Origin of the sequence: Micromonospora sp. CA-240977, assembly GCF_050942285.1 — a bacterium.
Lineage (GTDB): Bacteria > Actinomycetota > Actinomycetes > Mycobacteriales > Micromonosporaceae > Micromonospora.
The window spans coordinates 907759-932024 of the sequence record NZ_CP192055.1 but is presented as its reverse complement, the minus strand read 5'-3'; the positions used below and the strand labels follow the sequence as shown (position 1 = coordinate 932024).

Here is a 24266-nt window from a genome sequence, read left to right as displayed (position 1 = left end):
GTGCGTAGACTTCCGGGCATGACGGCGACAACGACGTCGGCCCGGTCGGAGCTCTCCGAGCTGGGACGATCCGAGACCGCTCTGCGGACCTTCCTGCACGGCCTACCGGGCGTGGACCAGGTCGGCGCGGAGCAACGGGCGGCACAGCTCGGCACCCGATCCATCAAGACCACCGCCAAGGCCCAGGCGATCGACCTGGCGATCCGGATGGTCGACCTGACCACCCTGGAGGGGGCGGACACCCCGGGCAAGGTACGCGCGCTCGCCGCGAAGGCGCTGCGCCCCGACCCGGCCGACCCGTCCTGCCCGCACGTCGGCGCGGTCTGCGTCTACCCGGCGATGGTCCCGTACGTCGCCGAGGTGCTGCGCGGATCCTCCGTCCACCTGGCCAGCGTGGCGACCGCCTTCCCGTCGGGCCAGGCGCCGCTGGAGATCAAACTCGCCGACACCCGGGCCGCCGTGGCCGCCGGCGCCGACGAGATCGACATGGTGATCAACCGGGGCGCGTTCCTGGCCGGGCGGTACAAGGAGGTCTACGACGAGATCGTGGCCACCAAGGAAGCCTCTGGGGACGCCCACCTCAAGGTGATCCTGGAGACCGGCGAGCTGGCCACCTACGACAACGTCCGGCGGGCCTCCTGGCTGGCCATGCTGGCCGGCGGCGACTTCATCAAGACCTCCACCGGCAAGGTCCCGATCGCGGCGACGATGCCGGTGAGCCTGGTGATGCTGGAAGCGGTCCGCGACTTCCGCGAGGCGACCGGGCGGCAGGTGGGCGTGAAGCCCGCCGGTGGCATCAAGACCACCAAGGACGCCATCAAGTACCTGGTGATGGTCAACGAGACCGTCGGCCCGGACTGGCTCGACCCGGACTGGTTCCGCTTCGGCGCGTCCAGCCTGCTCAACGACCTGCTGATGCAGCGCACCAAGCTGACGACCGGCACCTACTCCGGTCCCGACTACTTCACCCTGGACTGATAGCCGATGTTCGAATACGCCCCCGCCCCCGAGTCCCGCTCGGTGGTGGACCTCAAGCCCTCGTACGGGCTGTTCATCGACGGCACGTTCGTCGACCCGACCGACGGCGGCAGCTTCAAGTCGATCAACCCCGCCTCCGAGGAGGTGCTGGCCGAGATCGCCGAGGCCGGCGCGGCCGACGTGGAGCGCGCGGTGCGCGCCGCCCGCACGGCGTACGACAAGGTCTGGGGTCCGATGTCGGGCCGGGACCGGGCCAAGTACCTGTACCGGATCGCCCGGCTCATCCAGGAACGCTCCCGCGAGCTGGCCGTCCTCGAATCCCTCGACAACGGCAAGCCGATCCGCGAGTCCCGCGACGTCGACCTGCCGCTGGTCGCCGCGCACTTCTTCTACTACGCCGGCTGGGCCGACAAGCTGGAGCACGCCGGTTTCGGTGCCAACCCGCGGCCGATCGGCGTCGCCGCGCAGGTCATCCCGTGGAACTTCCCGCTGCTCATGCTGGCATGGAAGATCGCCCCGGCGCTCGCCGCGGGCAACACGGTGGTGCTGAAGCCGGCCGAGACCACCCCGCTGACCGCGCTGCTCTTCGCCGAGATCTGCCAGCAGGCCGACCTGCCGGCCGGCGTTGTCAACATCGTCACCGGGGCCGGCGACACCGGCCGCGCCCTGGTCGAGCACCCCGGCGTCGACAAGGTCGCCTTCACCGGCTCCACCGAGGTCGGCCGGGCCATCGCCCGGTCCGTCGCCGGCACCCCCAAGAAGCTCACCCTGGAGCTAGGTGGCAAGGCTGCCAACATCGTCTTCGACGACGCCCCCATCGACCAGGCCGTCGAGGGCATCGTCAACGGCATCTTCTTCAACCAGGGGCACGTCTGCTGCGCCGGCTCCCGGCTGCTGGTCCAGGAGAACGTGGCCGACCGCGTACTGGAGTCGCTGAAGCGGCGGATGGCCCAACTCCGGGTCGGCGACCCACTGGACAAGAACACCGACGTCGGCGCGATCAACTCCGCCGCCCAGCTGGAGCGGATCCGCGAGCTGTCCGACGCCGGCTCCGCCGAAGGCGCCGAACGCTGGTCACCGCCGTGCGACCTGCCCGACCGCGGCTTCTGGTTCGCGCCGACGATCTTCACCGGCGTCACCCAGGCACACCGCATCGCCCGCGAGGAGATCTTCGGCCCGGTGCTGTCGGTGCTCACCTTCCGCACCCCGGCCGAGGCCGTGGAAAAGGCCAACAACACGCCGTACGGGCTGTCGGCGGGGATCTGGACCGACAAGGGCTCCCGGATCCTGTGGATGGCCGACCGGCTGCGCGCCGGCGTGGTGTGGGCCAACACGTTCAACAAGTTCGACCCCACCTCGCCGTTCGGTGGCTACAAGGAGTCGGGTTACGGTCGCGAGGGCGGCCGGCACGGGCTGGAGGGCTACCTCAATGTCTGAGCGGGTCGCGGTACGCAAGACGTACAAGCTCTTCATCGGCGGGAAGTTCCCGCGCAGCGAGTCGGGACGGTCGTATCTCGTGCAGTCCTCGAATGTGTCACTGGCCTCCCGCAAGGACGCCCGGGACGCGGTGGTCGCCGCCCGCGCCGCCGTGAAGGGCTGGGCCGGCGCGACAGCGTACAACCGGGGTCAGATCCTCTACCGGGCCGCCGAGATGCTGGAGGGCCGCCGCGAACAGTTCGTCGCCCTGGGCATCCCCGGCGACGAGGTGGACGCCGCGGTGGACCGCTGGGTCTGGTACGCCGGCTGGGCCGACAAACTCGCCCAGGTGTACGGCGGCGCCAACCCGGTCGCCGGCCCGTACTTCAACCTCTCCGCCCCGGAGCCGACCGGCGTGGTCGCCGTGGTCGCCCCGGAACGACCGGCGCTGCTCGGCCTGGTCAGCGTCATCGCACCGGCGATCGTCAGCGGCAACACGGTGGTGGTGGCGGCGTCGCCCTCGGAGCCACTGGCGGCGGTGACGCTGGCCGAGGTGCTGGCCACCTCCGACCTGCCCGGCGGGGTGGTCAACATCCTCACCGGCGCGATCACCGAGACGGCGCCGACGCTGGCTGCCCACATGGACGTCAACGCCATCGACCTGACCGGGGTGACCGACACCGCACTCGCCACCGACCTCGAGGTCAAGGCCGCGGAGAACCTCAAGCGGGTGCTCCGCCCCGCCCCGGCCGACCACGACTGGTCGGCCGACCCGGGTCTGGCCCGGATGACCGTCCTGCTGGAGACGAAGACGGTCTGGCACCCCAAGGGGGTGTGATCGCGTTTCTCGGCCTCTTGGTTTTCCGGGGGAGCCCGGCCACTCCGGGCGGTCAGGCTTGATCCCTGCGTGGGCGGGCTCCCCCGGAAAACCTGACGTGGGCCGGGATCGTCGGGTGGGTCAACTTGCGGGTCCTGCCCGACGCCGAGTCGCCGGTCAGCGATGCGATCGGCGGGGCCGGCGGCGCGGCCTAGATCTGCGCAACTTCTCGGATGTTGCTGCCTCCGGAGCGCCGGAGGCAGCAACATCCCTGTTCTTGTGCGGATCTTGCGTCGCCAAGGCGCCGGTGATCATGAGCTTGGCGGGAGGATCGGTCTCTTCGGGGGCGGTCAACCTCATGATCGACCTGGTGGGGTGGGGTGGGGTCTACTACCGGGGGTAGGATTGGGCGGTGACTCGGTTGGGCGATCTTGAGCGTGCGGTGATGGACGTGTTGTGGGACGTGGTTCCCGGCACGTCGGATGGTGTGACCGTGCGGGAGGTGGCCGACGCGCTCGATGGCCGCGAGCTGGCGTACACGACGGTGATGACAGTGCTGGACCGACTCGCCGGCAAGGGCATGGTGCAGCGCGAGCGCGAAGGTCGGGCCTGGCGTTACCGGCCGGCGGCCAGCCGCGAGGCGCACATCGCCCAGCTCATGCTCGACGCCCTCGACCTGGGCGGCAGCCGGGACGCCGCGCTTGTGCGCTTCGCCCGCTCGGTCACCGGCACCGAGGCCGAGGTGCTGCGCGCGGCGCTCGGCAGCGAGGCCGGCCTGACCGGGCCGGACACCACCGCCGGTGGCACGGGTGCCGCCAGGCCAGGCGGGCCGAGCCGGGCCGGGTCGGGCGCCGAACTGACCGATCAGGTGGACGGGCCGACAGGCCGGCGGCCTGCCGGCGAGGCAGCGGAGCGGTAGGGCGCGCCATGGCCTACGCCGTGCACTTCGCCGCCACCATGCTGGCCTGCTATCTGACGGCCCAGGTGCTGGCCCGCTCCACCTGGACGTGGCGCAGCCCCCGAGTGGCGATCATCTGCTGGCAGGCCGTCGGGTTGGCGCTGGGCCTCTCCGCGATGGGCCTGCCGATGGCGCTCGGGTTGAGCACGTACGCCCTGCCGACCGGAAGTGCGCTGCTCGCCCTCGCCAACGACCTCGGCCACGGCACCCTGCCGGCCGGGATGAGCACCTTCCACCTCGCCGGCGTCGGAGTGGGCTTCGGCATCGGCGCGGTGCTGGTCACCACGACCGTGCGCAGCATCCACGGCACCGTACGCGCCCAGCGCCGGCACCGGGACCTGCTCTCCCTTGTCGCCCGGGACGATCCGGCCGCGCCCGGCGCGCTGGTGCTGGATCATCCGAGCGCCGCCGCGTACTGCCTGCCGGGGGTGAAGCCGCAGGTGGTGGTCAGCGCCGGCACGCTGAGTCTGCTGGATCGGGCCGAACTGGCCGCCGTGCTCAGCCACGAGCGCGCGCATGCCCACGAGCGGCACGACCTGGTGCTGTTGCCCTTCACCGCGCTGTGCCGCGCACTGCCGTGGTTCGCCTGGGTCCGCGACGCCCACGAGCGGGTCGCCCTGCTGGTCGAGATGCGGGCCGACGACAAGGCCCGTGAGCTGCACGCCGAGGCGCCGTTGGCGGGAGCGCTACGCCGATTCGCCGCCGCTGGTCACCGCATCACCCCGGCGGGCGCGCTGGGCATGGGCGACCGCGATCTTGACGTACGGGTCCAGCGTCTCCTGGTCAGCGACCGGCCGCCGCGCGTGCTCGGCGCCACCGCCCTCGCTGTCGCCACCACGCTGCTCGCCCTCCCGGTCACCCTCTTCCTGAGCTGACCCGGACGCCCCCACCGCGGCCCGCGCAACGCCCGACTCCCGGACGCGCACCCGTGCGCGCCACGTCCGCCTCCCGATCTCAAGATCGTGCTCGATCCAGGATCAAGTGGCATCCCACCGCTGGCGAGGCCACTACATCCAGGATCGAGCGCGATCTTGCGCTGTCAGCGCGACCTGCGCGCCCAGCGCGGCCTGCGCGACCCCCGCCACACCCGCAACTACTACGCACTGTCGTAGACTTCTTTACGACAGTGCGTAGTAGTCAGACATGTAGAGAAACTACGTGTAGGGTGGCTACGACAAGGGAGCCAACACTACGGAGAGCCGGCCATGGACACGCTGCTCCTCGCCCGCCTGCAGTTCGCCACCACCACCTCGATCCACTTCTTGTTCGTGGTCGTCACGCTCGGGCTGGTCACCCTGCTGGTCGGGATGCAGACCGCCTGGGTGCTGACCGGCAATCCGAAGTGGGAGCGGCTGACCCGTTACTGGGGCCAGCTCTACGTGATCAATTACGTGCTCGGGATCGCCACCGGCATCGTGATGGAGTTCCAGTTCGGGCTGAACTGGAGTGGCCTGTCGCGCTACGTCGGCAACGTCTTCGGCGCGCCGCTGGCGATCGAGACGCTCGTGGCGTTCTTCCTGGAGTCCACGTTCCTCGGGATGTGGATCTTCGGCTGGCACCGGCTCGGCAAGGGTGTCCACCTGGCGCTGCTGTGGGGCGTGGCGATCACCGCGTACGCCTCGGCGTTCTGGATCATGGTGGCGAACTCCTGGTTGCAGAACCCGGTCGGATACGAGGTCCGCGACGGGATCGCCCACCTCACCGACTTCGGCGCGCTCCTCACCAACCCCACCCTCGGGATGGCGTTCGGGCACGTGGTGTCGGCCGCGTTGCTGATCGGCGGGATGCTGATGGCGGCGGTCAGCGCGTGGCACCTGATCCGGCGTACCCCTGACTTCGCGCTCTTCCGCACCTCGCTGCGGATCGGCCTGGTCACCTCGGCGGTGGCGATCAGCCTGGTGCAGGGCTTCGGTTTCGCCCAGTTCGGCCCGGTCGGGAGCGTGCAGCCGACCAAGTTCGGCGGCGGGGGCCCGGAGGCCCAGGCGCTGATCACCGAGTGGACGACACGGTTCGGCCCCGGCGACTACACCCCGCCGGTGCTGGCCAGCGTCGGGCTCGGCTTCATGATCCTCACCGGTCTCACTCTCGGCTGCGTCTGGTTGCTGCTGCCCCTGCTCTTCCGCGACTGGATCATCCGGTTGCGCTTCCCGCTCTGGCTGGTCCTGCTGGCCCTGCCGCTGCCGTTCGTCGCGGTGATCCTCGGCTGGATCTCCCGGGAGGTCGGCCGGCAACCCTGGGTGGCGTACGGGCTGCTCCCCACCGAGCAGGCGATCTCCCCGGTCGGTGCCCCGGTGATGCTGGCCTCGCTTGTCGGCTTCAGCCTACTGCTGGGCGCCCTCGCCGTCACCAACTGGACGCTGCTCGCGCGGCACGCGAAACGTGGCGCGCTCGACCCGGCGCTCGGCCGCCCGCCGACGCCACCCGACGAGCCGGCCCGTCCCGAACCCGCGCTCGTCTGAGGATCTGAGGAGAAGACAGTGGATCTCGCCTGGTACGCCCTGCTCGGCCTCTTCTTCGCCAGCTACCTGGTGCTCGCCGGTTACGACTACGGCGTCGGACTGCTGCTGGCGCGGGCCGGAAGCCCGGCCGGGCGGCGGGCCTCGCTCACCGCGCTCGGCCCGTTCTTCCTCGGCAACGAGGTCTGGCTGGTGGCTGCCGTGGGCATCCTGTTCGGCGCGTTTCCGCTGCTGGAGGGTGAGCTGCTCGCCGGCTGCTATCCGGCGGTCGCCGGCGCCCTGGTCGGCGTCATCCTGGTCACCGCCGGGGTGCAACTGCGCAGCCGGCACGCCGACGAGCGGATCCGCGCCCGCTGGGACCGCGTCGTGACGATCGGCAGCGCCCTCGCCGCACTGGGCTGGGGTGTGGTGCTCGCCGCCCTGCTCCAGGGCGTACCCCGTCAGGCCGACGGCCACGTCGCCGGGGTGTCGCACCTGGCCACCCCGTTCGCGGCTGCCGCCGGGCTGGCCATGGTCGCTCTGGTCGCGGTGCACGGTGCGACCTTCCTCACCCTGCGACTGCCGACCGCCGAGGCCGCCGTGGCAGGCGGCACGGCCCGCCGGCTGGTGCCGGTGGCACTCACCGCGGTCGCGCTGGCCACCGTCGTGGGCCTGCTCTCCGCCCGGGTACGCGACGCGGTCCAGCGGCCGACGGTGGCCGTACTCCTGCCGGTGTTCCTGGTGGTGGCGCTGCTGGCGGCCCGCGCGGCGCTGGCGCGGCGGCGGCCGGGGTGGGCCCTGGTCGCCACCGGCGCGGCCCTGGCGCTGCCGGTGGCGCTTGTCGGGGCCGCCCTCTGGCCCTACGTGCTGGTGTCCACGACCGACCCGGACGCCTCGCTGACGGTGGCCGACGCCGCCGCCAGCGCACCAACTCTGCGGCTGCTGGGCTGGGTGGCGCTACCGCTTCTTCCGGCCCTACTAGGCTTCCAGGCGATGTGCTGGTGGGTTTTCCGAGGACGGACCGACGGCAGGGCACCGGTGTACTGGTGAACCGCCGTCCATTCGACCCGCGTCTGCTGCGCCGGGTCCCCGCGGCCCGACGCGACCTCGCCGTGCTCGCGCTCCTCGGGGTGCTGGCCGCCGGGTTGATCGTGGCCCAGGCCACCGCGCTCGCGGCGGTGCTGGCCACCGCCGTCGACGGTCGGCTCGATCGGCCGGCGTTGGCCGGCTTCGTGATCGCGGTCGCCGCCCGCTCGGCGCTGGTCTGGGCGCAGGGCACGGTCGCCGCGCGGGTGGCCGCCACGGTCAAGGCCACGCTGCGGGCCGACCTGCTCGGCGCGGTGGGCCGGCACGGCCCCGGCTGGGTGGCCGGGCAGCGGGCCGGTGAGATCGCCACCCTGGCCGGGCGCGGGTTGGACGCGCTGGACGCCTACTTCACCGGGTACCTGCCGCAGCTGGTGCTCAGCGTGACGGTGCCGCTGGCGGTACTGGCCCGGGTCGTCTTCGCCGACTGGAGCTCGGCGGTGATCATCGCGCTGACCCTGCCGCTGATCCCGGTCTTCGGCGCACTGCTCGGGTGGCAGGCGCAGGCCGCCACCGAACGGCAGTGGCGGCGGCTGTCGCTGCTCGGCGGTCACTTCCTGGACATGGTCGCCGGGCTGCCCACACTGCGCGCGTTCGGGCGGGCCCGCGCGCAGACCGACGTGGTGCGCCGGATGGCCGACGGACACCGCGTCGCCACAATGAAGACGTTGCGCATCGCGTTCCTCTCCGCGCTCGTGCTGGAGTTGGTCGCCACCCTCTCGGTGGCCCTGGTGGCGGTGCCGGTCGGCATCCGGCTGCTCGGCGGCGGGCTGGCCCTGCAGACCGCGCTGCTGGTGCTGCTGCTCACCCCCGAGGCGTACCTGCCGCTGCGGTCCGCCGGCAGCCGCTTCCACGCCAGCATGGAGGGGCTCGCCGCGCTGGACGAGGCACTGACCATCTCGGCCGCGCCCGTCGCACCCCGCGCCGCCGAGGGCGCCACCACCCCGGACGCGCGACGCGAGATCCGGTTCGAGGGGGTGACGGTGGCGTACGAGCGGACCACCGCGCTGCGGGACGTGACACTGACCATCCGGCCCGGTGAACGGATCGCCGTCATCGGTCCCAGCGGCGCCGGCAAGAGCACCCTGCTCGGTCTGCTGCTCGGCTTCGTGACCCCGACCAGTGGCCGGGTCACCGTGGACGGGGTCGACCTCGCCACCGCCGACCCGGACGCCTGGCGCCGGCAGCTCGCCTGGGTGCCGCAGCGGGCCCACCTCTTCGCCGCCTCGCTTGCCGACAACATCCGGCTCGGCGCACCGGACACCCCGCCCGACGTCCTGGCCGCGGCGGTGCACGACGCCGCCCTGGACGACGTGGTCGCCGGCCTGCCGGACGGCCTGGACACCCTGCTCGGCGAACGGGGGCACGGGCTGTCCAGTGGGCAGCGGCAGCGGGTCGCGCTGGCGCGGGCCTTCCTGCGGGCCGCGCCGGTGGTGCTGCTCGACGAACCCACCGCCCGCCTGGACACGGCCGCCGAGGCGGTGGTGCTCGACGCCACCCGCCGCCTGGTCGCCGGCCGGACCGCGCTGCTTGTCGCACACCGACCGGCGCTGCTCGCCGACGCCGACCGGATCCTGCGGGTCGAGGACGGTCGGGTCACCGAACTGACACCCGAACCGACCGGAAGGGCGCCCCGATGAGCGCGGCACCCGGACCGGACCCGGCAGACGTGACCGCGGCAGCCGGCGCCGCGCCGCTCGGACCGGCAAGCGCCGCCACGACACCGCTCGGACCGGTTGGCACCGCCACGACACCGCCCGGGCCGGCCACCGCCCCCACCTCGCCGCTCGGGCGGGCCAGCGCCGAACGGGCCGTGTTGCGACTGGCCCGGCCCTACCTGGGCCGCCTCGTCGGTGCCGGGCTGCTCGCCGCCGGCACCGAGTTCGCCGGGCTGGCCCTGATGGCCACTGCCACCTGGCTGTTGATGAGCGCCGCCGGTCAACCCCCGCTGGACCGGCTCACCGTGGCGATCGTCGCCGTCCGGGCGCTGGCCATCGGTCGGGGCGTGCTGCGCTACACCGAACGGCTCGCCGGGCACGACGCGGTGCTCCGCATGATCACCGACGTACGGGCCCAGGTCTTCGCCACCCTCGCGGCCCGGCGCGACGCCGTACACCGCTCGGGAGATGTGCTGAGCCGGCTGGTCTCCGACGTCGAGGCGGTCCAGGACCTGCTGCTGCGGGTGCTGGTCCCGGGCTCGGCGGCGGCCCTGGTCGGTGTGCTGGCGGTCGCCGGGGCCGCGCTGATCTCCCCGCCGGCCGCCGGAGCGCTCGCCGTCGGGCTGCTGGTTGCCGGCGTGGCGCTGCCCGCGCTGGCCACCGCTGTCACCCGCCGCAGCGCGGCCGAGGTGGCCCCGCTGCGCGGTGCACTGGCCACCGACGCGATCGACCTCACCCACGGCGCTGCCGACCTGGCCGCGTTCGGGGCGACCGACGGTGCGGTGCACGCCGCCGAAGAGCGCGCCCGCCGGCTGGCCCGGCTGGAACGCCGGCTGGCCGCCACCGGGTTCGCAGTGGACGCGGCCGGGGTGCTGACCGCCGGGTTGACCGCCGCGGCGGTGGTGCTGGCCGCGCTGGCCGCCGACGTGCGCGGGGTGCTTGTGGGCGTGCTGGCCGTCGGGGCGCTGGCCGCCGTCGAGGTGACCCTGGCGCTTGTCGCGGCGGCCCGACAGTGGACCCAACTGCGACCCGGCCTGGCCCGGGTGGCCACCCTGCTCGACGCCGGCCCGCCGACCCACCCGGCCGCCGAGGACGCCGGCACGGACCTGACCGGCCCGCCCGAGCTGCGCTTCGACGACGTGACGGTGCGGTACCGGAACGGCGCGGCACCCGCCCTGGACGGCATCGACCTGGACCTGCCGGCCGGGCGGAGGATCGCGGTGGTCGGCCCGAGCGGCGCCGGCAAGAGCACGATGGCCGCCGTGCTGACCGGCACCGTCCGGCCGGTGTCCGGCCGGGTCACCCTCAACGGTCGGGACCTGTCGGCGTACGCCGAGGAGGCGCTGCCCCGCGCGGTCGGCGGGCTGCTCGCCGAGGCGTACGTCTTCCATGCCACGGTGCGGGAGAACCTGCTGCTCGGACGGGCCGGGGCCGGCGAGGAGGAGCTGACCGCGGCGACCGCGGCGGCCGGCCTGTTGGAGTGGGTACGCGCCCAGCCGGCCGGCTGGGACACGCTCGTCGGCGAGGAGGGCGGGCAGCTCTCCGGCGGCCAACGGCAGCGGCTGGCGCTCGCTCGGGCGCTGCTCTCCGCGCCGCCGGTGCTGGTGCTCGACGAGCCCACCGAGGGGCTGGACCCGACCGCCGCCGACGCGGTGCTCGCGTCCGCCCTCGCCGCCACCCCCGCCGGGCACTCGGTGCTGCTGATCACCCACCGGCTCAGCGGGCTCGCCGAGCTGGACGAGATCGTCGTCCTCGACGGTGGTCGGGTGATCCAGCGCGGTCGGCACACCGAGCTGGTCGCCACCGACGGCTGGTACCGGGACCAGTGGCTGCTCCAGGCGGCCGCCGAACGGGGTTACCTGGCGCTCGCCCCCTGACCGGGTTCGGGGACGGACCAGGGTTCTCCCCGACGTGGGTGCTCCGGAGTCCGTGGCAGGGTGGTGGCATGCCGCGCTGTGAGGATGTGTTTGTCGACGAGCACCTGCGGGACCTGGCCGCCCGGTTGCAGGGCCCGGCGCGACTCAAGTCCGAGCTGCTGACCGAGGCCCGGCACGGGCTGCTGGACGCCGTCGAGGCGTACCAGGAGAGCGGTGTGCCGCCCACGGAGGCGCAGCGCCGGGCGGTGGTCGAGTTCGGCTCACCGGCGCAGCTGCTCCCCTCCTGGCAGGCCGAGCTTGCGGTGGGCGCGCTGCGGGGCCTCTCCCTGCGGATGCTGGCCGTCGCCGGGGTGGGGATGGCCGCCGGCGACCTGACCTGGCGTGGGGCGAGCTGGAGCGAGGGGCCTCGGCCGCCGGCCGGCTACCTGCTGCTCTCCCACTCGGTCGACTGGATCTGGATGAGCACGCTGCTGCTCGCGGTGGCCGGCCTGCTGGTGGTCGCGGCGAGCGCCCGGTCGACCCGACCGGGCCTGGTGGTGGCGCAACGCGCGGTGGGCGCCGGCCTGACCGGCCTGCTGGCTCTCGCCATGCTGACCGGCTGCGCCCTCTTCACCTGGTCCGTCAACCTGTGGGACGCGGCGCTGCTCTGGCCACCGATGATCATCGGCGCGGTGTTGGTGGGCGGGGCGTACTTCTCGCTGACCCGCGCGACGCGCGGCTGGCTGCTGGCCGTCGCCCGCTGACGCGTACGCCGGACCACTGCGTCCCCGCGCCCGCTCTCGGCCGCTGGCGGGGCCGGGCCCGCTCGACGGCAGGGTCAGGCCGGGGTGGCGGGTGGGCTGCCGGGATCGAGGAACCGGCCGACTGTCAGTTGGAACTCGTGCCAACCGGCGCGCTCTCCGGCCAGCGCCCGGCGGCCGGAGTCGGTGAGCTGGTACGTCCGCCGCTCCCGACCGTTGACGGTGCTCCAGGTGCTCGCCACGTGCCCGGCGCGTTCCAGGCGACGCAGCGCCGGATAGATGGTGCCGGTGGGCAGATCCAGGCTGCCGTCACTGCGGTCGCGCAGCGCCTCGATGATGGCGTAGCCGTGCAGCTCGCCCTGCTCCAGCACGGCGAGCAGCAGGGCGTCGAGATGGCCGTGCAACGACTGGGCCTTCATGCGTAGCTACGCTACTTGTCGAGCGGCCCGTTCGCCAGCGCCGGCCACCAGCAGGTCGAACCCGTGCGCCAGCCGGCCACCGGGGTGCGGGCATCGGTCACCCGGGGCTGCCGACTAGGGTATGTGCCCAGAGTCACTCGTCGGACAGAGACCCCGGCGGGTGGGCAACCCGAAGCACACGGAGGTCAGCGTGGCCCGCCAGTCGCCCCAACGGCCCGACGCCGACGAGCCCGAGCTCGACGACACCACGAGCGCGGCCGAGCCAGATGAGGCCGAGGAGACCGACGGTCCGTCGGCTTCGGTCGACCGCTCGCTCTGGGACGAGCTGCGCATCGATCCGGTGGAGATCGCCCTGCCCGCCGGCACCGGCTTCACGCTGCGCGCGTACCGGCCGGCCAGCTCGCTGACCCCGACCGACGTGACCGAACGCGACCAGGACGACCCGTTCCTCGCCCGCCGTCAGGTCGTCGAGGAGGAGGACGACGAGACCGTCGTCATCCTCGACGAGGACCTGGCCGAGGAGTTCGCCGACAGCGACGAGGACGACTCGACGCGCCGCCGTGCCGCCAAGGCCGAGGACGAGACCGAGGACGAGACCGAGGACGACGAGGCGGACGAGGACGTCGCGGACGAGGCGGACGACGAGGAGGTGCCGGTCTTCCTCAGCAACCAGGGCAAGCTGCTGCTGTTCAAGACCCCCGAGTCGCTTGTCAGTTTTATCCGGTCCGGTGCGCCGAACGATCTGTCCCAACTGGACAGCTGGAATGAATTGGCCGAACGGGTGGAGCCGGCCGATGTCGCTCCCCTCGACGAGGACACCTACGAGCTCGACCTGGTCGTGGAGAATCTGCGCGGCGGTCACGACACCTGGGATTCGACCCTGCTGATCGAGGCCGGCGAGATCGCACGTGACATCTCGTACGCATTGCGGCTGCCTGCGGTCCTGGACATGCTCTCCGCCGGCTCCAGCCTCGACGACCTGGACGAGGCGCTGCGGGCCACCGCCAACGGTGGGATCGGCGCTTTCATGGGTCGGCGGCGGCTGAAGAAGATCGGAGCACAGACCGCGAGTTTGGGTTGGCGCACCATTGTCGGCAAGATCTCTGCGGTGGTGGACTGGCGCGACTGACCCGTACCGGGGAGCATCAGTTGCTGGCAGAGGAAAGACCTGTCCCGGGAGGAGGACGACGCCGTGGCGCTCGTGCGCGTTTACTGCGGTCTGGCCTCGGCGGATCCGGCTGACCGACCGGCCTCCGCCGGTTCGACGCTGACGTCCGCTGTGGTCGACGACGCAGGCCGTCTGCTGCATGTCTGCGAGATCAGCGACGACGCCGCTGGCTACGCCCAGCTCGTCGCGCTGCTCGTGGAGCGGTCGGGCGGGCCGAGCGGTGCGGCCATCGCCGCCGACAGCGACGACCACACCGTCACCTCGCTGCTGAGCGCGGCGGGTCGACCTTTGGCCATCGCCGACGACGACTCGGTGGACGACTTCGCCGAGCGGTTCGCCGATGACGACTCGCTGGAGGAGATGCAGTCGCCTCCGGCCGAACGACAGGCCGTCGGCCTGGCCCGCGCGTTGCAGGCGGGCGCGCTCTCCGCGGTCACCCTGCCGGCGCCCCGGGACCTCGCTGGCTACAAGCAGGTGCTCGCCGCACACGCCGCTCTGGCCAGCGGTCGACACTCCGCCGCCGTGGCGCTGCGTGAGGTGCTGCGTGAGCTCTACCCGGCGGCCCTGCGGGCGTACCCGGACCCGGCCGAGCCGGTCTCGCTGGCGGTGCTGGACGCGCTGCCCGAGCCGGGCATGCTCGGCGGCACCGTCGCCCGGGGCCGCGAGGTGTCGGTAGCGGCGGATGCCATCGCCGCGCACCTCGCCGCCGACGGGGTCGCCGACGCTGAGGAGATCAACGAGGCGGTCACCGCACTGCGGGTGGCCATCTCCGAGACGCCGCGCCGCGCCGCTGTCAACCGGGCGCTCACGTCCGCGGTGGCCGAGACGGTCCGTCAGGCCGTCGCCTCCGTGCGGGCCTGCGACGCGGGCTGTGAGGCGCTGGTCAGCGCGCTCAGCTCCCGGGTGAGCACGCCCGCCCAGGCCCCTGGGCGTCGTGCCGCTGCCCGCCGCGGCGAGTCGGTCGGCGAGTTGACCGGCCTGGCCGGCACCGGCGCCGGTCTGCGGTCGGTCCGACCCACCCCGCCCGCTGTCGACCCCGCACCCGCCGTCGGGCGGCGCAGCCGTCCCGAGCCGATTCCCGGTAACGCGCCGCTGGCGTCACCCCGCCCCCTCGGGCCGCCACCGGTCGCGCCGCCGCCGGTCATGCCGCCGCCTGTCGCGCCCGCGCCGATGGCCCCGGCAGCGATGGCTGGTCCGCCGGCGTCCACGCTGCCCGGGCGCACCGAGCAACTCCCCAACCGGATCGACGGTCCGACCAACCGACCGGTCTCGTCGCCGCCTCCGCCGCCGCCCGGGATCACCCCGATCGCACCGGCGCAGCGGGGCCAGGTGCCGCCGGCCGAGGCCGGCGAGCCGTTCCGGCCCACGCTGACCACCGCCGCGATCAACAACGCGCGCGCGGAACGGCAGCGGACGGTCATCCCGCCCCGTCCGAAGACCAACGGCGAGCCCCGGCCGAGCCACCTGCAACGCCCTGTCGACGAGCCACCGACGGGCGGGTTCAGCGCCACCGATCTGAGCATCCCGGTGCCGACCCCCCGGCCTGGTCAGGAGTCCGCACCGCCCGGCTCCCGGGCCAACTGGCCGCTCGTCAACAACCCGGAGGACCCGGCCGACAGCTCACCGAACAACCCGGCGGCCTACTCCTACGGCGGCAGCCGCGGCATCGACGCTCCGACCGACCCGGGTCGCGCCGACGGTCGGGTCACCCCGCCCTGGTTGGCGGACGACCTGCCGCAGGAACCCCCCATGCTGCGGCTGGTGGAGCCACCGCCACTCGCTGACCGGGCGCTGCGTGAGGGTCTCAACCCGCCGGCGGACCCGCACCTGGAGACGCCGCCGCTGCGGTTGGTCGACCGGGAGCAGGCCGCCCGGAACGGCCGGGCAGCCGCCCGCACCGACCGCGCCGCCGAGCACCGGCCGCCACCCCCGGTGGAGCACCGGCCACCTCCGTTGGAGCGCCGGACGCCCCCGGTCGAGCACCGGCCACCACCGGTCGCCGACGAGGGCGACGGCGACCTGCTGATCTTCGCGCAGGCCAAGTCGGCCTGGTTCGTGGGGCAGGCCGAGGAGACCGACCTGGACTGGTCGACAACGGCCGACACCGGCTGGCAGGCCGCCGAGCAGGCAGCCCGCCCCGCGGTGGGCGCCGAGACCAACGCCGGGCTACCCAAGCGCGTGCCGCAGGCCAACCTGGTCCCTGGTTCCCCGCTGCGCGAGGAGCGTCCGTTGCGGATAGTGCGTGATGCGGCGAGCCTCGCGGAGAACACCACCGGCTACTTCCGCGGTTGGCGTCGCGGGCAGGAGATCGGCGGTTTCGCGGTAGGTGGACGGCCCGGTCGCGAGGCAGCAGGCGGCTGGGACTTCAGCCGCGACCACGGCGACCGCGACGACGACCGGGAGTACGAGTACCGCTCCGCCGGTTACCAGTCCTGACCGGTCACCCCTCTGGCAGTAACGATCGCGCCCCCAGTCGACTGACTGGGGGCGCGATCGTGTCAGCGGGATGAGGTGTTGACGACACGAAAACGCCGCCTCCGGAAGACCTCGGAAGCGATCCCCCCACGGGCGGGGCGGTCAACGTCCAGGTCTCCGGAAGGCGGCGCGGAACGCCCGCCGGCCCGAGCAGCGCGACAGGCAGGGCGAAACGCCCGGTGGCGGCCGGAGCCACCACCGGGCCTGCGGTGCCCGATCAGGCCGGGGCCACCGCGCGCGTACGGCGCATGGTGAGCACGTACTCGACGAGCGAGATCAGCACGTGCTTCGTCGACTCCCGGTTACGGGCGTCGCACGCCACCACCGGCACGTCGCTCGAGATCGCCAAGGCGTCCCGAACGTCCTGCGGGTCGTGGTACTGCATCCCGTCGAAGCAGTTGATCGCCACCAGGTACGGGAGGCGTCGGTGCTCGAAGAAGTCGATCGCCGCGAAGCAGTCGGCCAGCCGGCGGGTGTCCACCAGCACGACCGCACCGATGGCGCCCCGAACCAACTCGTCCCACATGAACCAGAACCGGGTCTGACCCGGCGTACCGAACAGGTACAGAATCAGGTCACGGTCGATCGAGATCCGGCCGAAGTCCATAGCCACCGTGGTCGTCGTCTTACCCGGCACCTGCCGGGTGTCGTCGACGCCCACGCCGGCGGAGGTCATGATGGCCTCGGTGGTCAGCGGCGTGATCTCCGAGACCGAGCCGACCAGCGTCGTCTTGCCGACGCCGAATCCACCGGCGATAACGATCTTCGCCGACGTCACGCGCCCACTCGGGTTCGGTGGGCGGTGCGACATGTCAGAGCCTGCGAAGTCCACTCAGCACCCTCTCCAGCAGTTCAGTGCCCACCGCGTCGTCGGAGTCGTCCAAAATGGTCGGCTCGTGGACCGCGACCAGGCCGTCCGTCGCCATGTCGGCGATGAGCACCCGGGCCACACCGAGCGGGAGCTGCATCCGCGCCGCGATCTCTGCGAGCGATTGCACGCGTCCGTCACACAGCGCGGCGATGTACTGGTGTTCGCGGCCCTGGCCGCCATTGCCATTGGCAAGGGCGCGGCCGCGCACCGTCGTCTCGACGAGCGCCTCCAGCGCGATGTCGAGCCGGGGACGGGTACGACCACGGGTCACGGCGTATGGACGGACCAACGCTCCGGTTGGTTCGTCACGATCGGCCATCTCGCCGCTCACCTCCTTCGCACCCGCTACCGGCTCCCACCGGTGAAACCCGTCGTTGTCGTCGTTGCAGTCGTGCCGACCTCACGATCGGCGAGGCGTCAGCCCAGCATGCCCGCAGCCGCACGCGGCTGCGGGGTCAGCGCGTCGCCCACCCGGTCGACAAGCAGCGCCATCTCGTAGCCGACCTGGCCCACGTCGGAGCTGCGGGCAGCCAGCACGGCGAAGGACGAACCGTCCGAGATGGACATCAGGAACAGGAAGCCATTGTCCATCTCCACGACGGTCTGCAACACCGCCCCTCCCTCGAAGCAGCGGGCTGCACCCTGGGTCAGGCTGACCAGACCCGATGAGATCGCGGCAAGCTGATCCGCCCGGTCGCGCGGCAGATCCCGTGACGACGCGAGGAGTAGGCCGTCCGCCGAGACGGCGACCGCATGCGCGACGCCGGGCACCCGGTCGGCGAAGTTGGCAAGCAGCCAACCAAGATCCTGCGTAGTTGTCATCCTTCTTGCTCCTTCTGCCCGCTCCCGGCCACCGGGCCTGAGCCAGACTGCGAGGATTTCCCTCCCGGAGTCGCCTCCGGGCTGGTCGGGTTGTCCGAGGTGCTACGCCCTCGCTGCACGCCCCGGTGGTATGCGGAGAGCAGACCACGGACCGCCTCCGGGGAACGGCGCTGGACCGAGGTGGCGGGCTTTTCCACCGCACCCGGCACGAGCTGCGCCATCGGCTTGCGCTTCGGCAGGCCGGTGGTGGTGGTCTCGCTCACCGGTACGGCACCAGCCGCCGCAGAGGCGGCACGCCAGCCATCGTCAGCAGCGGTCTGCCAGCCGTTGCTCTGCGGTGGTTGGGGCCGGCGGTTCGGCAGGCTCTCCGCGAGGCCCGGGCGGGCGCCCTCGTTCGCTGTGGAGCCGTTGTCCCGCGGCGCTCCTCCGGCCGTCGGAGTGTCTGCCATCGGTGCGTTACCTGTCGTCCCGGGTGGTGTCTTGTGGACTGTCCGACCGGTGGCCTCGACCGTGGCAAACTGCTGGGTCGCGGTGTCGCCGTTCGTGCTCGGCTGGGCGCCAGCCGTGGACTCCTCCGAGCCCGGACGGCGGGTGCGGAACCAGGCCGACTCCAGCTCCCGGAAGATCGGCAGCTCCATCGTCTCGTCCGCGTACCGCTGCCGGTTCTGCGCCTGCGGCTGCTGTGGCGCCGACCGAGCCTGCGGAGCAGGAGCAGGAGCCGGTGCCGGTGCTGGCATCGGAGCCGGAGGCTGGGCCGCGGCGGCCGGCTGCTCGCCGGGTCGCGGCACGCGCGGCAGCTCCGTCGTCATGTCCAGGGCGGCGGCGAGCCGCTCCGGCACCGGCGGGGTCGCCGCGTCCCGGTCGCCACCCGGTACCGGCGGCCAGGCCGGCGGTGCGGGGACGCTGGGCGCCTGCGCGGGTGGCGCGGATCGGGGTGCGAACCCGCTGAACGACTGGTTGGAGGCCGGTGGCACCGAGTACGGCTGACCCGAATACGGCTGACCGGAGGCCGGCGACGCGGACACCGGCGGACCGGCGTACGGCTGACCGGAGGCCGGGGCGGCGGACACCGGCGGACCGCCGTACGGCGCACCCGAGTAGGGCTGACCGGAGTACGGCTGGCCCGAGGCCGGCGAGGCGGAGACCGGCGCGCCGGAGTAGGGCTGCGCGGAGACCGGCGGCGCCGAGTACGGATGCGTCTCGGGGCTGCTCGGCAACTGCCGGGGAATGGACGGCTGCTGACCGGTGGTCGGGGTGTCGTCCCCGGAGCGGCGCTGCGGCAGCGGATCGATCGGCTGGCCGTTGGCCGGCCGCGGGGTGAACCCGTCGCCGCCGTTGACGCCGTTCGTCCCGGCCGCACCGGTCAGGTCCGACCAGGCCGGCATCGAGCCGTACGCACCAGCGTTGGCGGGGGTGCCGGCACCGTTGCGCGAGGCGGGGTCGAACGGGCGACCGCCGAGGGTGACCTGGTTGCCGGACTCGCTGGAGCGCGGGTGGTTGCCCAGCGCGGGCAGCGCGCCGAAGGTCGGCGTGGGGCCATTCTGCTGGGGGCCGCCGGCCGCGGGCAGGGCCGGTGGCTGCTGCACCCGGCCGGAGAGCGCCCGGGGCACCAGCACCGAGGTGGGCAGGGTCACGTCGGCGACCGTGCCGCGGTCGGAGCCGGGGCGCAGTTCGACCCGGACACCGTGCCGGGACGCCAGCCGGGCGACCACGACGAGGCCCATCATCCGGGACACCGCCACGTCCACCTGCGGCGGCGTCGCGAGCCGCTCGTTGAGGTCGTGCAGCTGCTCGGCGCTGATGCCGATGCCGCGGTCCTCGACGTAGAGCGAGGAGCGGTCGCCGACCCGGCGGGCCTCGACCATCACCTGTGAGTCGGGCGGCGAGAACGCTGTGGCGTTGTCGAACAGCTCGGCGACGAGGTGCACCAGGTCGTTCACCGCGTGCGCGGCGACCTCGATGTCGCGGTCGATGACACCGAACTCGATGCGGGTGTAGTGCTCGACCTCGGACTGCGCGGCGCGCAGCACGTCGATGAGCGCGGCCGGCTCCCGCTGGACGCGGGTGGAGTCGGCGCCGGCGAGCACCAGCAGGTTTTCGTCGTTGCGGCGCATCCGGGTGGCCAGGTGGTCGAGCTGGAACAGCTCTGCCAGCCGGTCCGGGTCCTCCTCGCCGCGCTCCAGCCGGTCGAGGTGCCCGATGAGGCGGTCGACCAGGATCTGGGAACGGCGGGCCAGGTTGACGAACATTGTCGCGACGGAGGCGCGCAGTGCCGCCTGCTCGGCGGCCGTCCGGACGGCTTCCAGGTGGACGGCGTTGAACGCCTCGGTCACCTGACCGAACTCGTCCTTGCTGCGGACCGGCAACGGCTCGGCGATCTGGTTGGCCAACTGCACCGGGGAGAGTTGCCCGACGACCTGTGGGTCGCGCAGCCGGGCCACCGCCTGGGGTAGGCCGTACTGGGCGACGGAGAGGGCGCCCTGCCGCAGCTCACGGAGCGAGCGGGCCATGGATCGGGCGACCAGGTACGCGAAGAGGATGGCCAGCAGCAGCATGCTGAGCAGCAGGCCGGTTTCCAGGAACACCTGACGCTGGACGTCGGAGCGGAGGTTGTCGGCCTCGGCGACCACTTCGCTGTCGAGCTTCCGCTCGACGGTGCGGATCAGCCGGGCGTTGGCCGTCATGGCGGCTTCCCACTGGTCCGGCTTGAACGGCGCGCCGCGCATGTCGCCGGTGGTGTTGCCGTCGATCCAGCCGGTGTAGTTCTGCGCCTCCCGACGGTCGCCGCCCGCGACCGTCTGGTCGTGGAACTTCGCGTCGTCCGGGGTGGCGACTGCCTTGAAGCTCTGCAGCGCCTGCTGCTGGCCGGTGCCGCTGGCGATGTAGTCGGTGCGCAGCGCGGGGGTCAGCCGCTGGCCACCCTTCACGCCCAGCGCGCGGTGGACCACGACCCGCCGGGCGGCGAGGAACTCCTTCTCCCGGGCGACCGCCGCGGCGGCGCGCATCCGGTCGCTCAGGTCGTTGTTGCCGGCGAGCTGCGTGGCCGAGTCACGGATGGCGAGCAGGTCGCTGATCAGACCCTCGTACGCCTGGACGGTCTCGGTGAGCGCGAGCTTGCCGTTGAACACCTGGCTGCGGACGCCGGACAGGTCCTGCAGGTTCTGGTCGATGCCGTCGAGCAGCGCCTCGAGGCTGCCCGGCAGGTCCTCGAGCTCTGCCCGCTGCTGCCGGTAGGGGCCCGCGTCCTGGTCCACCCGGGCGTTCACCCGGTTGTAGGCCTCCTGGTACTGCGCCGTCGGCTGCGTCCCGTCCGCGCCCAGCAGCAGCACGGCGGAGGTCCGCTCGTCCTGCAGGCTGTCGACCAGGTCACCTGAATAGCTCGACAGGTTCGCCAGGTCGCCGGCTCGGTTGGCATTGTTGAGCGTCTCCACGTGGTCGACAAGACCACTGGTGCCCACCACGACCGTGGCGATGGTCGGCACGATCATGATGAGACCGAGCTTGGACCAGATCGGCATGTCCCGGAGCCGACTGGCCGGCCGGCGCAGCCGCGACAGGAAGGAGCCCGCCGTCTTTGGCCGTTTGCTCACGTCACCGCCCTCGCGATTACAGCTTGAAGCGTTGCCTCCGGGCAACGCCCAGCGACCGACCCGGCGGGTCGGACCCCCGAGATTCCATCACGCCGGTCGACAAGAAGAAAGCCCAGGTTGTCACCTACCGAAGGTGTGATGAGATGTTGATGCGATTTGATAGCAGTCCGTCTGGCCGGAGTAACTGAAGGTAATGGAACATCCGCACCGCGTTGTCCTGCTCGCAGGCCCTTCTGGGTCCGGAAAGTCGTACATAGCGCAGCAAACCGGCCTGCCGGTGCTCTGCTTGGACGACTTCTACAAAGACGGCGATGACCCTACGTTGCCGCGACGAAACGACCAGGTCGATTGGGAATCGCCGCAGTCCTGGGATGCTCCAAGTGCGGTGGAAATCATTGCTCGACTAGCTCGTGAGGGTCGAGCCGATGTGCCGGTTTATGCGATCGGCGCAGATCGACGGGTGGCCACCCGGTCATTTGATCTCGCCGGATCGCCACTTTTCGTGGCCGAAGGGATCTTCGCCGCCGAGATTGTGGAGGAGTGTCGGCGCCGCGGGCTGCTCGCCGGGGCGTACGCGCTGCGCCGGCCGCGCGGCGCGACCTTCCTGCGCCGGCTGGCCCGTGACCTGTCCGAGCAGCGCAAGGCACCCCGGGTGCTGGTCCGGCGCGGCGTGGCGCTGCTGCGGGCCGAGCCCGCGGTGCTGCGTCGGCAGACCGGGTTGGGCGCGGAGGCGGCCCGCGCCCGGGAGGTGCTGCGTCGGGTGGCCGGCCTGCTCGCTGGCCACCCGCACGGCTGAGCGCTGTCAGGCAAGCAGTTCGGCGTACGCCGGCTTGATCACCTCATCGATGATCCGCAGTCGCTCGTCGAACGGGATGAAGGCGCTCTTCATCGCGTTGATGGTGAACCACTGCAACTCCTTCCAGCCGTAGCCGAACGTCTCCACGAGCAGCGACATCTCCCGCGACATCGAGGTGCCGCTCATCAGCCGGTTGTCGGTGTTGACGGTGGCCCGGAACCGCAGGTCCCGCAGCAGGCCGATCGGGTGGTCGGCGATCGAGGCCACCGCGCCGGTCTGCACGTTCGACGAGGGGCACAGCTCCAGGGGGATCCGCTTGTCCCGCACGTACGCGGCCAGCCGGCCCAGCGAGCCGTCCGAGGCGATGTCGTCGACGATCCGGACGCCGTGACCGAGCCGGTCCGCCCCGCACCACTGGATCGCCTGCCAGATCGACGGCAGCCCGAACGCCTCGCCCGCGTGGATGGTGAAGTGGAAGTTCTCCCGTTGCAGGTACTCGAAGGCGTCCAGGTGCCGGGTGGGCGGGAAGCCCGCCTCGGCCCCGGCGATGTCGAAGCCGACCACCCCGGCGTCCCGGTGCCGCACGGCCAGCTCCGCGATCTCCTGTGAGCGGGCGGCGTGGCGCATCGCGGTGAGCAGGGTGCCCACCCGGATGGACAGGCCCGCCTCGACGGCCTGGGCGGTGCCCTCGGCGAACCCGGCCAGCACCGCCTCGACGACCTCGTCCAGGCTCAGATCCTGCTCCAGGTGCTGTTCCGGGGCGAAGCGCACCTCGGCGTAGACCACCCCGTCGGCGGCCAGGTCCAGTGCGCACTCGCGGGCCACCCGACGCAGCGCGGACGGGGTCTGCATGACCGCCACTGTGTGCGCGAACGTTTCCAGGTAACGCTCCAGGGAACCGGAGTTGGCCGCGTCCGCGAACCAGCGTCCGAGCGCCTCGGGATCGGTGGTGGGCAGCTCGTGGCCCACCTCCGCGGCCAGGTCGACGATCGTCGCCGGCCGCAGCCCGCCGTCGAGGTGGTCGTGCAGCAGCGCCTTCGGAACCTTGACAATGTCCTCGTACCGGATAGTTGCGACCATGCTCAGACCCTAGTCAGCGACGCACCTGAGCGGGTGTGGGAGGTCGCCCCCGGTCCCTAGTCCGGCCCGGATCGGCCCGAACTAGGCTGAACGGCATGGAAGCACCGCGGTGAGGGACCGCCCGCGACACCGCTCGGCGGTGGCCTGAGATGGACCCCCACATCCTCGACCGGCTGCGCTGCCCGGTCTGCGGCGAACCCCTGGAGCCGGCCACCGACACGAGCGCGCTGCGCTGCCCACGACGGCACAGCTTCGACATCGCGCGGCAGGGCTACGTCAACCTGCTCACCGGTCGGGCACCGCACGTCGGCGACACCGCCGACATGGTCGCGGCCCGCGCGGACTTCCAGGCCGCCGGCCACTACGACCTCATCTCGGCCGCCCTCGCCGCCGCCGCGACGGAGGCCGTCGCCCGGCTCCGCGCGTCGGCCGCGACGCCCACGGCAGGCAGGGCAGCAGACCCGACGACGGGGGTACGCGTCGACCCACCGGAGCCCGACGTCGGGGCGTACCCCCTGGTGGTGGACGCCGGCGCCGGCACGGGCCGGTACCTCGGCGCGGTGCTGGCGGCGCTGCCGGACGCCGTGGGTCTGGCCCTGGACGTGTCCAAGCCGGCGCTGCGCCGCGCGGCCCGCGCGCATCCCCGGGCCGCGGCGGCGCTCGCCGACACCTGGCAGCGGCTGCCGCTCGCGGACGCCTCGACCGCCGTGCTGCTGAACGTCTTCGCCCCGCGCAACGGCCCCGAGTTCCACCGGGTGCTCGACCCGGCGGGCACCCTGTTGGTGGTCACCCCCGACACCGACCACCTCACCGAGCTGGTGGATGCCCTGGGCCTGCTGCGGGTGGACCCGGCCAAGGCCGATCGGGTGACCGGCAGCCTGGGCGGGCACTTCGCCCCGGTCAGCTCGGCGGCGCACCGGGCGGAGCTGGCCCTGACCCGGCCGGAGGTCGCCACAGTGGTGGGGATGGGCCCGAACGCGTGGCACATTGACCCCGAAGCGCTCGCCGCCCGGTTGGCCGCGCTGCCCGAGCCGGTCCGGGTGACAGTGGCGGTCCGGGTGGACGCGTACCGACCCCGCTGAG

The 24266-nt window shown here is 72.6% G+C and carries 20 protein-coding genes; 14 read left to right on the top strand and 6 right to left on the bottom strand.

All coding sequences use genetic code 11. The features are described from left to right. The first annotated feature begins 18 nt into the window (after positions 1–18). The 10 genes from deoC to ACQPWW_RS04455 all read left to right on the top strand — a co-directional run bounded on the left by deoC (position 19) and on the right by ACQPWW_RS04455 (position 11965). Positions 19–978 carry a deoxyribose-phosphate aldolase gene (gene deoC, locus ACQPWW_RS04500; protein WP_433129401.1) on the top strand — a complete coding sequence of 320 codons (960 nt, stop codon included), beginning with the start codon at positions 19–21 and terminating at the stop codon, positions 976–978. A gap of 6 nt (positions 979–984) precedes the next feature. After that, a complete protein-coding gene (locus ACQPWW_RS04495; RefSeq protein WP_433129399.1) occupies positions 985–2415 on the top strand; it encodes an aldehyde dehydrogenase family protein in 1431 nt (476 codons plus the stop codon). Then, positions 2408–3232 (top strand): aldehyde dehydrogenase family protein, encoded by an 825-nt coding sequence (locus ACQPWW_RS04490; protein ID WP_433129397.1) that lies wholly within the window; start codon positions 2408–2410, stop codon positions 3230–3232. The genes ACQPWW_RS04495 and ACQPWW_RS04490 overlap by 8 nt, the downstream gene beginning before the upstream one ends. Positions 3233–3623: 391 nt before the next feature. Then, positions 3624–4130, top strand: coding sequence for a BlaI/MecI/CopY family transcriptional regulator (locus tag ACQPWW_RS04485; RefSeq protein ID WP_433129395.1), 507 nt, complete (start codon positions 3624–3626; stop codon positions 4128–4130). An 8-nt stretch (positions 4131–4138) separates the two neighbouring features. Further along, complete coding sequence (locus tag ACQPWW_RS04480; protein ID WP_433129393.1) at positions 4139–5044, top strand: M56 family metallopeptidase; 906 nt, start codon at positions 4139–4141, stop codon at positions 5042–5044. Positions 5045–5374: 330 nt separating this feature from the next. Further along, positions 5375–6628: a cytochrome ubiquinol oxidase subunit I gene (locus tag ACQPWW_RS04475; RefSeq protein ID WP_433129392.1), complete on the top strand. Its 1254-nt coding sequence runs from the start codon at positions 5375–5377 to the stop codon at positions 6626–6628. Between the two features lie 18 nt (positions 6629–6646). Next, the gene (locus ACQPWW_RS04470) at positions 6647–7654 is read left to right on the top strand and encodes a cytochrome d ubiquinol oxidase subunit II (RefSeq protein ID WP_433129390.1); all 1008 of its coding nucleotides are present in this window, start codon (positions 6647–6649) and stop codon (positions 7652–7654) included. After that, positions 7651–9327 carry a thiol reductant ABC exporter subunit CydD gene (gene cydD / locus ACQPWW_RS04465; protein WP_433129388.1) on the top strand — a complete coding sequence of 559 codons (1677 nt, stop codon included), beginning with the start codon at positions 7651–7653 and terminating at the stop codon, positions 9325–9327. Before ACQPWW_RS04470 ends, cydD begins: the two co-directional genes overlap by 4 nt. Then, the gene (gene cydC / locus ACQPWW_RS04460; RefSeq protein WP_433129386.1) at positions 9324–11222 is read left to right on the top strand and encodes a thiol reductant ABC exporter subunit CydC; all 1899 of its coding nucleotides are present in this window, start codon (positions 9324–9326) and stop codon (positions 11220–11222) included. Before cydD ends, cydC begins: the two co-directional genes overlap by 4 nt. 68 nt (positions 11223–11290) lie before the next feature. Continuing rightward, positions 11291–11965, top strand: a complete 675-nt coding sequence (locus tag ACQPWW_RS04455; RefSeq protein WP_433129384.1) for a permease prefix domain 1-containing protein — start codon at positions 11291–11293, stop codon at positions 11963–11965. A gap of 74 nt (positions 11966–12039) precedes the next feature. Here ACQPWW_RS04455 and ACQPWW_RS04450 read toward each other — a convergent pair whose 3' ends face one another. Continuing rightward, positions 12040–12381, bottom strand: a complete 342-nt coding sequence (locus ACQPWW_RS04450; protein WP_433129382.1) for a PadR family transcriptional regulator — start codon at positions 12379–12381, stop codon at positions 12040–12042. A gap of 160 nt (positions 12382–12541) precedes the next feature. On the opposite strand from ACQPWW_RS04450, the gene ACQPWW_RS04445 reads away from it, so the two are divergent. After that, on the top strand, positions 12542–13510 hold the full coding sequence (locus tag ACQPWW_RS04445; RefSeq protein ID WP_433129380.1) for a DNA primase: 969 nt from the start codon (positions 12542–12544) through the stop codon (positions 13508–13510). 39 nt (positions 13511–13549) lie between these two features. Continuing rightward, positions 13550–15985 (top strand): transposase, encoded by a 2436-nt coding sequence (locus tag ACQPWW_RS04440; protein ID WP_433134140.1) that lies wholly within the window; start codon positions 13550–13552, stop codon positions 15983–15985. A 256-nt stretch (positions 15986–16241) separates the two neighbouring features. Here ACQPWW_RS04440 and ACQPWW_RS04435 read toward each other — a convergent pair whose 3' ends face one another. The 4 genes from ACQPWW_RS04435 to ACQPWW_RS04420 all read right to left on the bottom strand — a co-directional run bounded on the left by ACQPWW_RS04435 (position 16242) and on the right by ACQPWW_RS04420 (position 21307). Continuing rightward, on the bottom strand, positions 16242–16835 hold the full coding sequence (locus tag ACQPWW_RS04435) for a GTP-binding protein (RefSeq protein WP_007455465.1): 594 nt from the start codon (positions 16833–16835) through the stop codon (positions 16242–16244). A 1-nt stretch (position 16836) separates the two neighbouring features. Beyond that, complete coding sequence (locus ACQPWW_RS04430; protein ID WP_091397239.1) at positions 16837–17214, bottom strand: DUF742 domain-containing protein; 378 nt, start codon at positions 17212–17214, stop codon at positions 16837–16839. 98 nt (positions 17215–17312) lie between these two features. Beyond that, positions 17313–17717: a roadblock/LC7 domain-containing protein gene (locus ACQPWW_RS04425; RefSeq protein ID WP_030329023.1), complete on the bottom strand. Its 405-nt coding sequence runs from the start codon at positions 17715–17717 to the stop codon at positions 17313–17315. Then, complete coding sequence (locus tag ACQPWW_RS04420) at positions 17714–21307, bottom strand: nitrate- and nitrite sensing domain-containing protein (RefSeq protein ID WP_433129378.1); 3594 nt, start codon at positions 21305–21307, stop codon at positions 17714–17716. The genes ACQPWW_RS04425 and ACQPWW_RS04420 overlap by 4 nt, the downstream gene beginning before the upstream one ends. A gap of 502 nt (positions 21308–21809) precedes the next feature. Between ACQPWW_RS04420 and ACQPWW_RS04415 the strand changes: the two genes are divergently transcribed. After that, complete coding sequence (locus ACQPWW_RS04415) at positions 21810–22103, top strand: hypothetical protein (RefSeq protein ID WP_231924438.1); 294 nt, start codon at positions 21810–21812, stop codon at positions 22101–22103. Between the two features lie 6 nt (positions 22104–22109). Here the strand turns inward: ACQPWW_RS04415 and ACQPWW_RS04410 are convergent, their stop codons facing one another. Beyond that, positions 22110–23183, bottom strand: a complete 1074-nt coding sequence (locus tag ACQPWW_RS04410; protein ID WP_433129375.1) for an adenosine deaminase — start codon at positions 23181–23183, stop codon at positions 22110–22112. Between the two features lie 149 nt (positions 23184–23332). Between ACQPWW_RS04410 and ACQPWW_RS04405 the strand changes: the two genes are divergently transcribed. After that, the gene (locus ACQPWW_RS04405; RefSeq protein WP_433129372.1) at positions 23333–24265 is read left to right on the top strand and encodes a putative RNA methyltransferase; all 933 of its coding nucleotides are present in this window, start codon (positions 23333–23335) and stop codon (positions 24263–24265) included. Position 24266 lies beyond the last annotated feature (1 nt).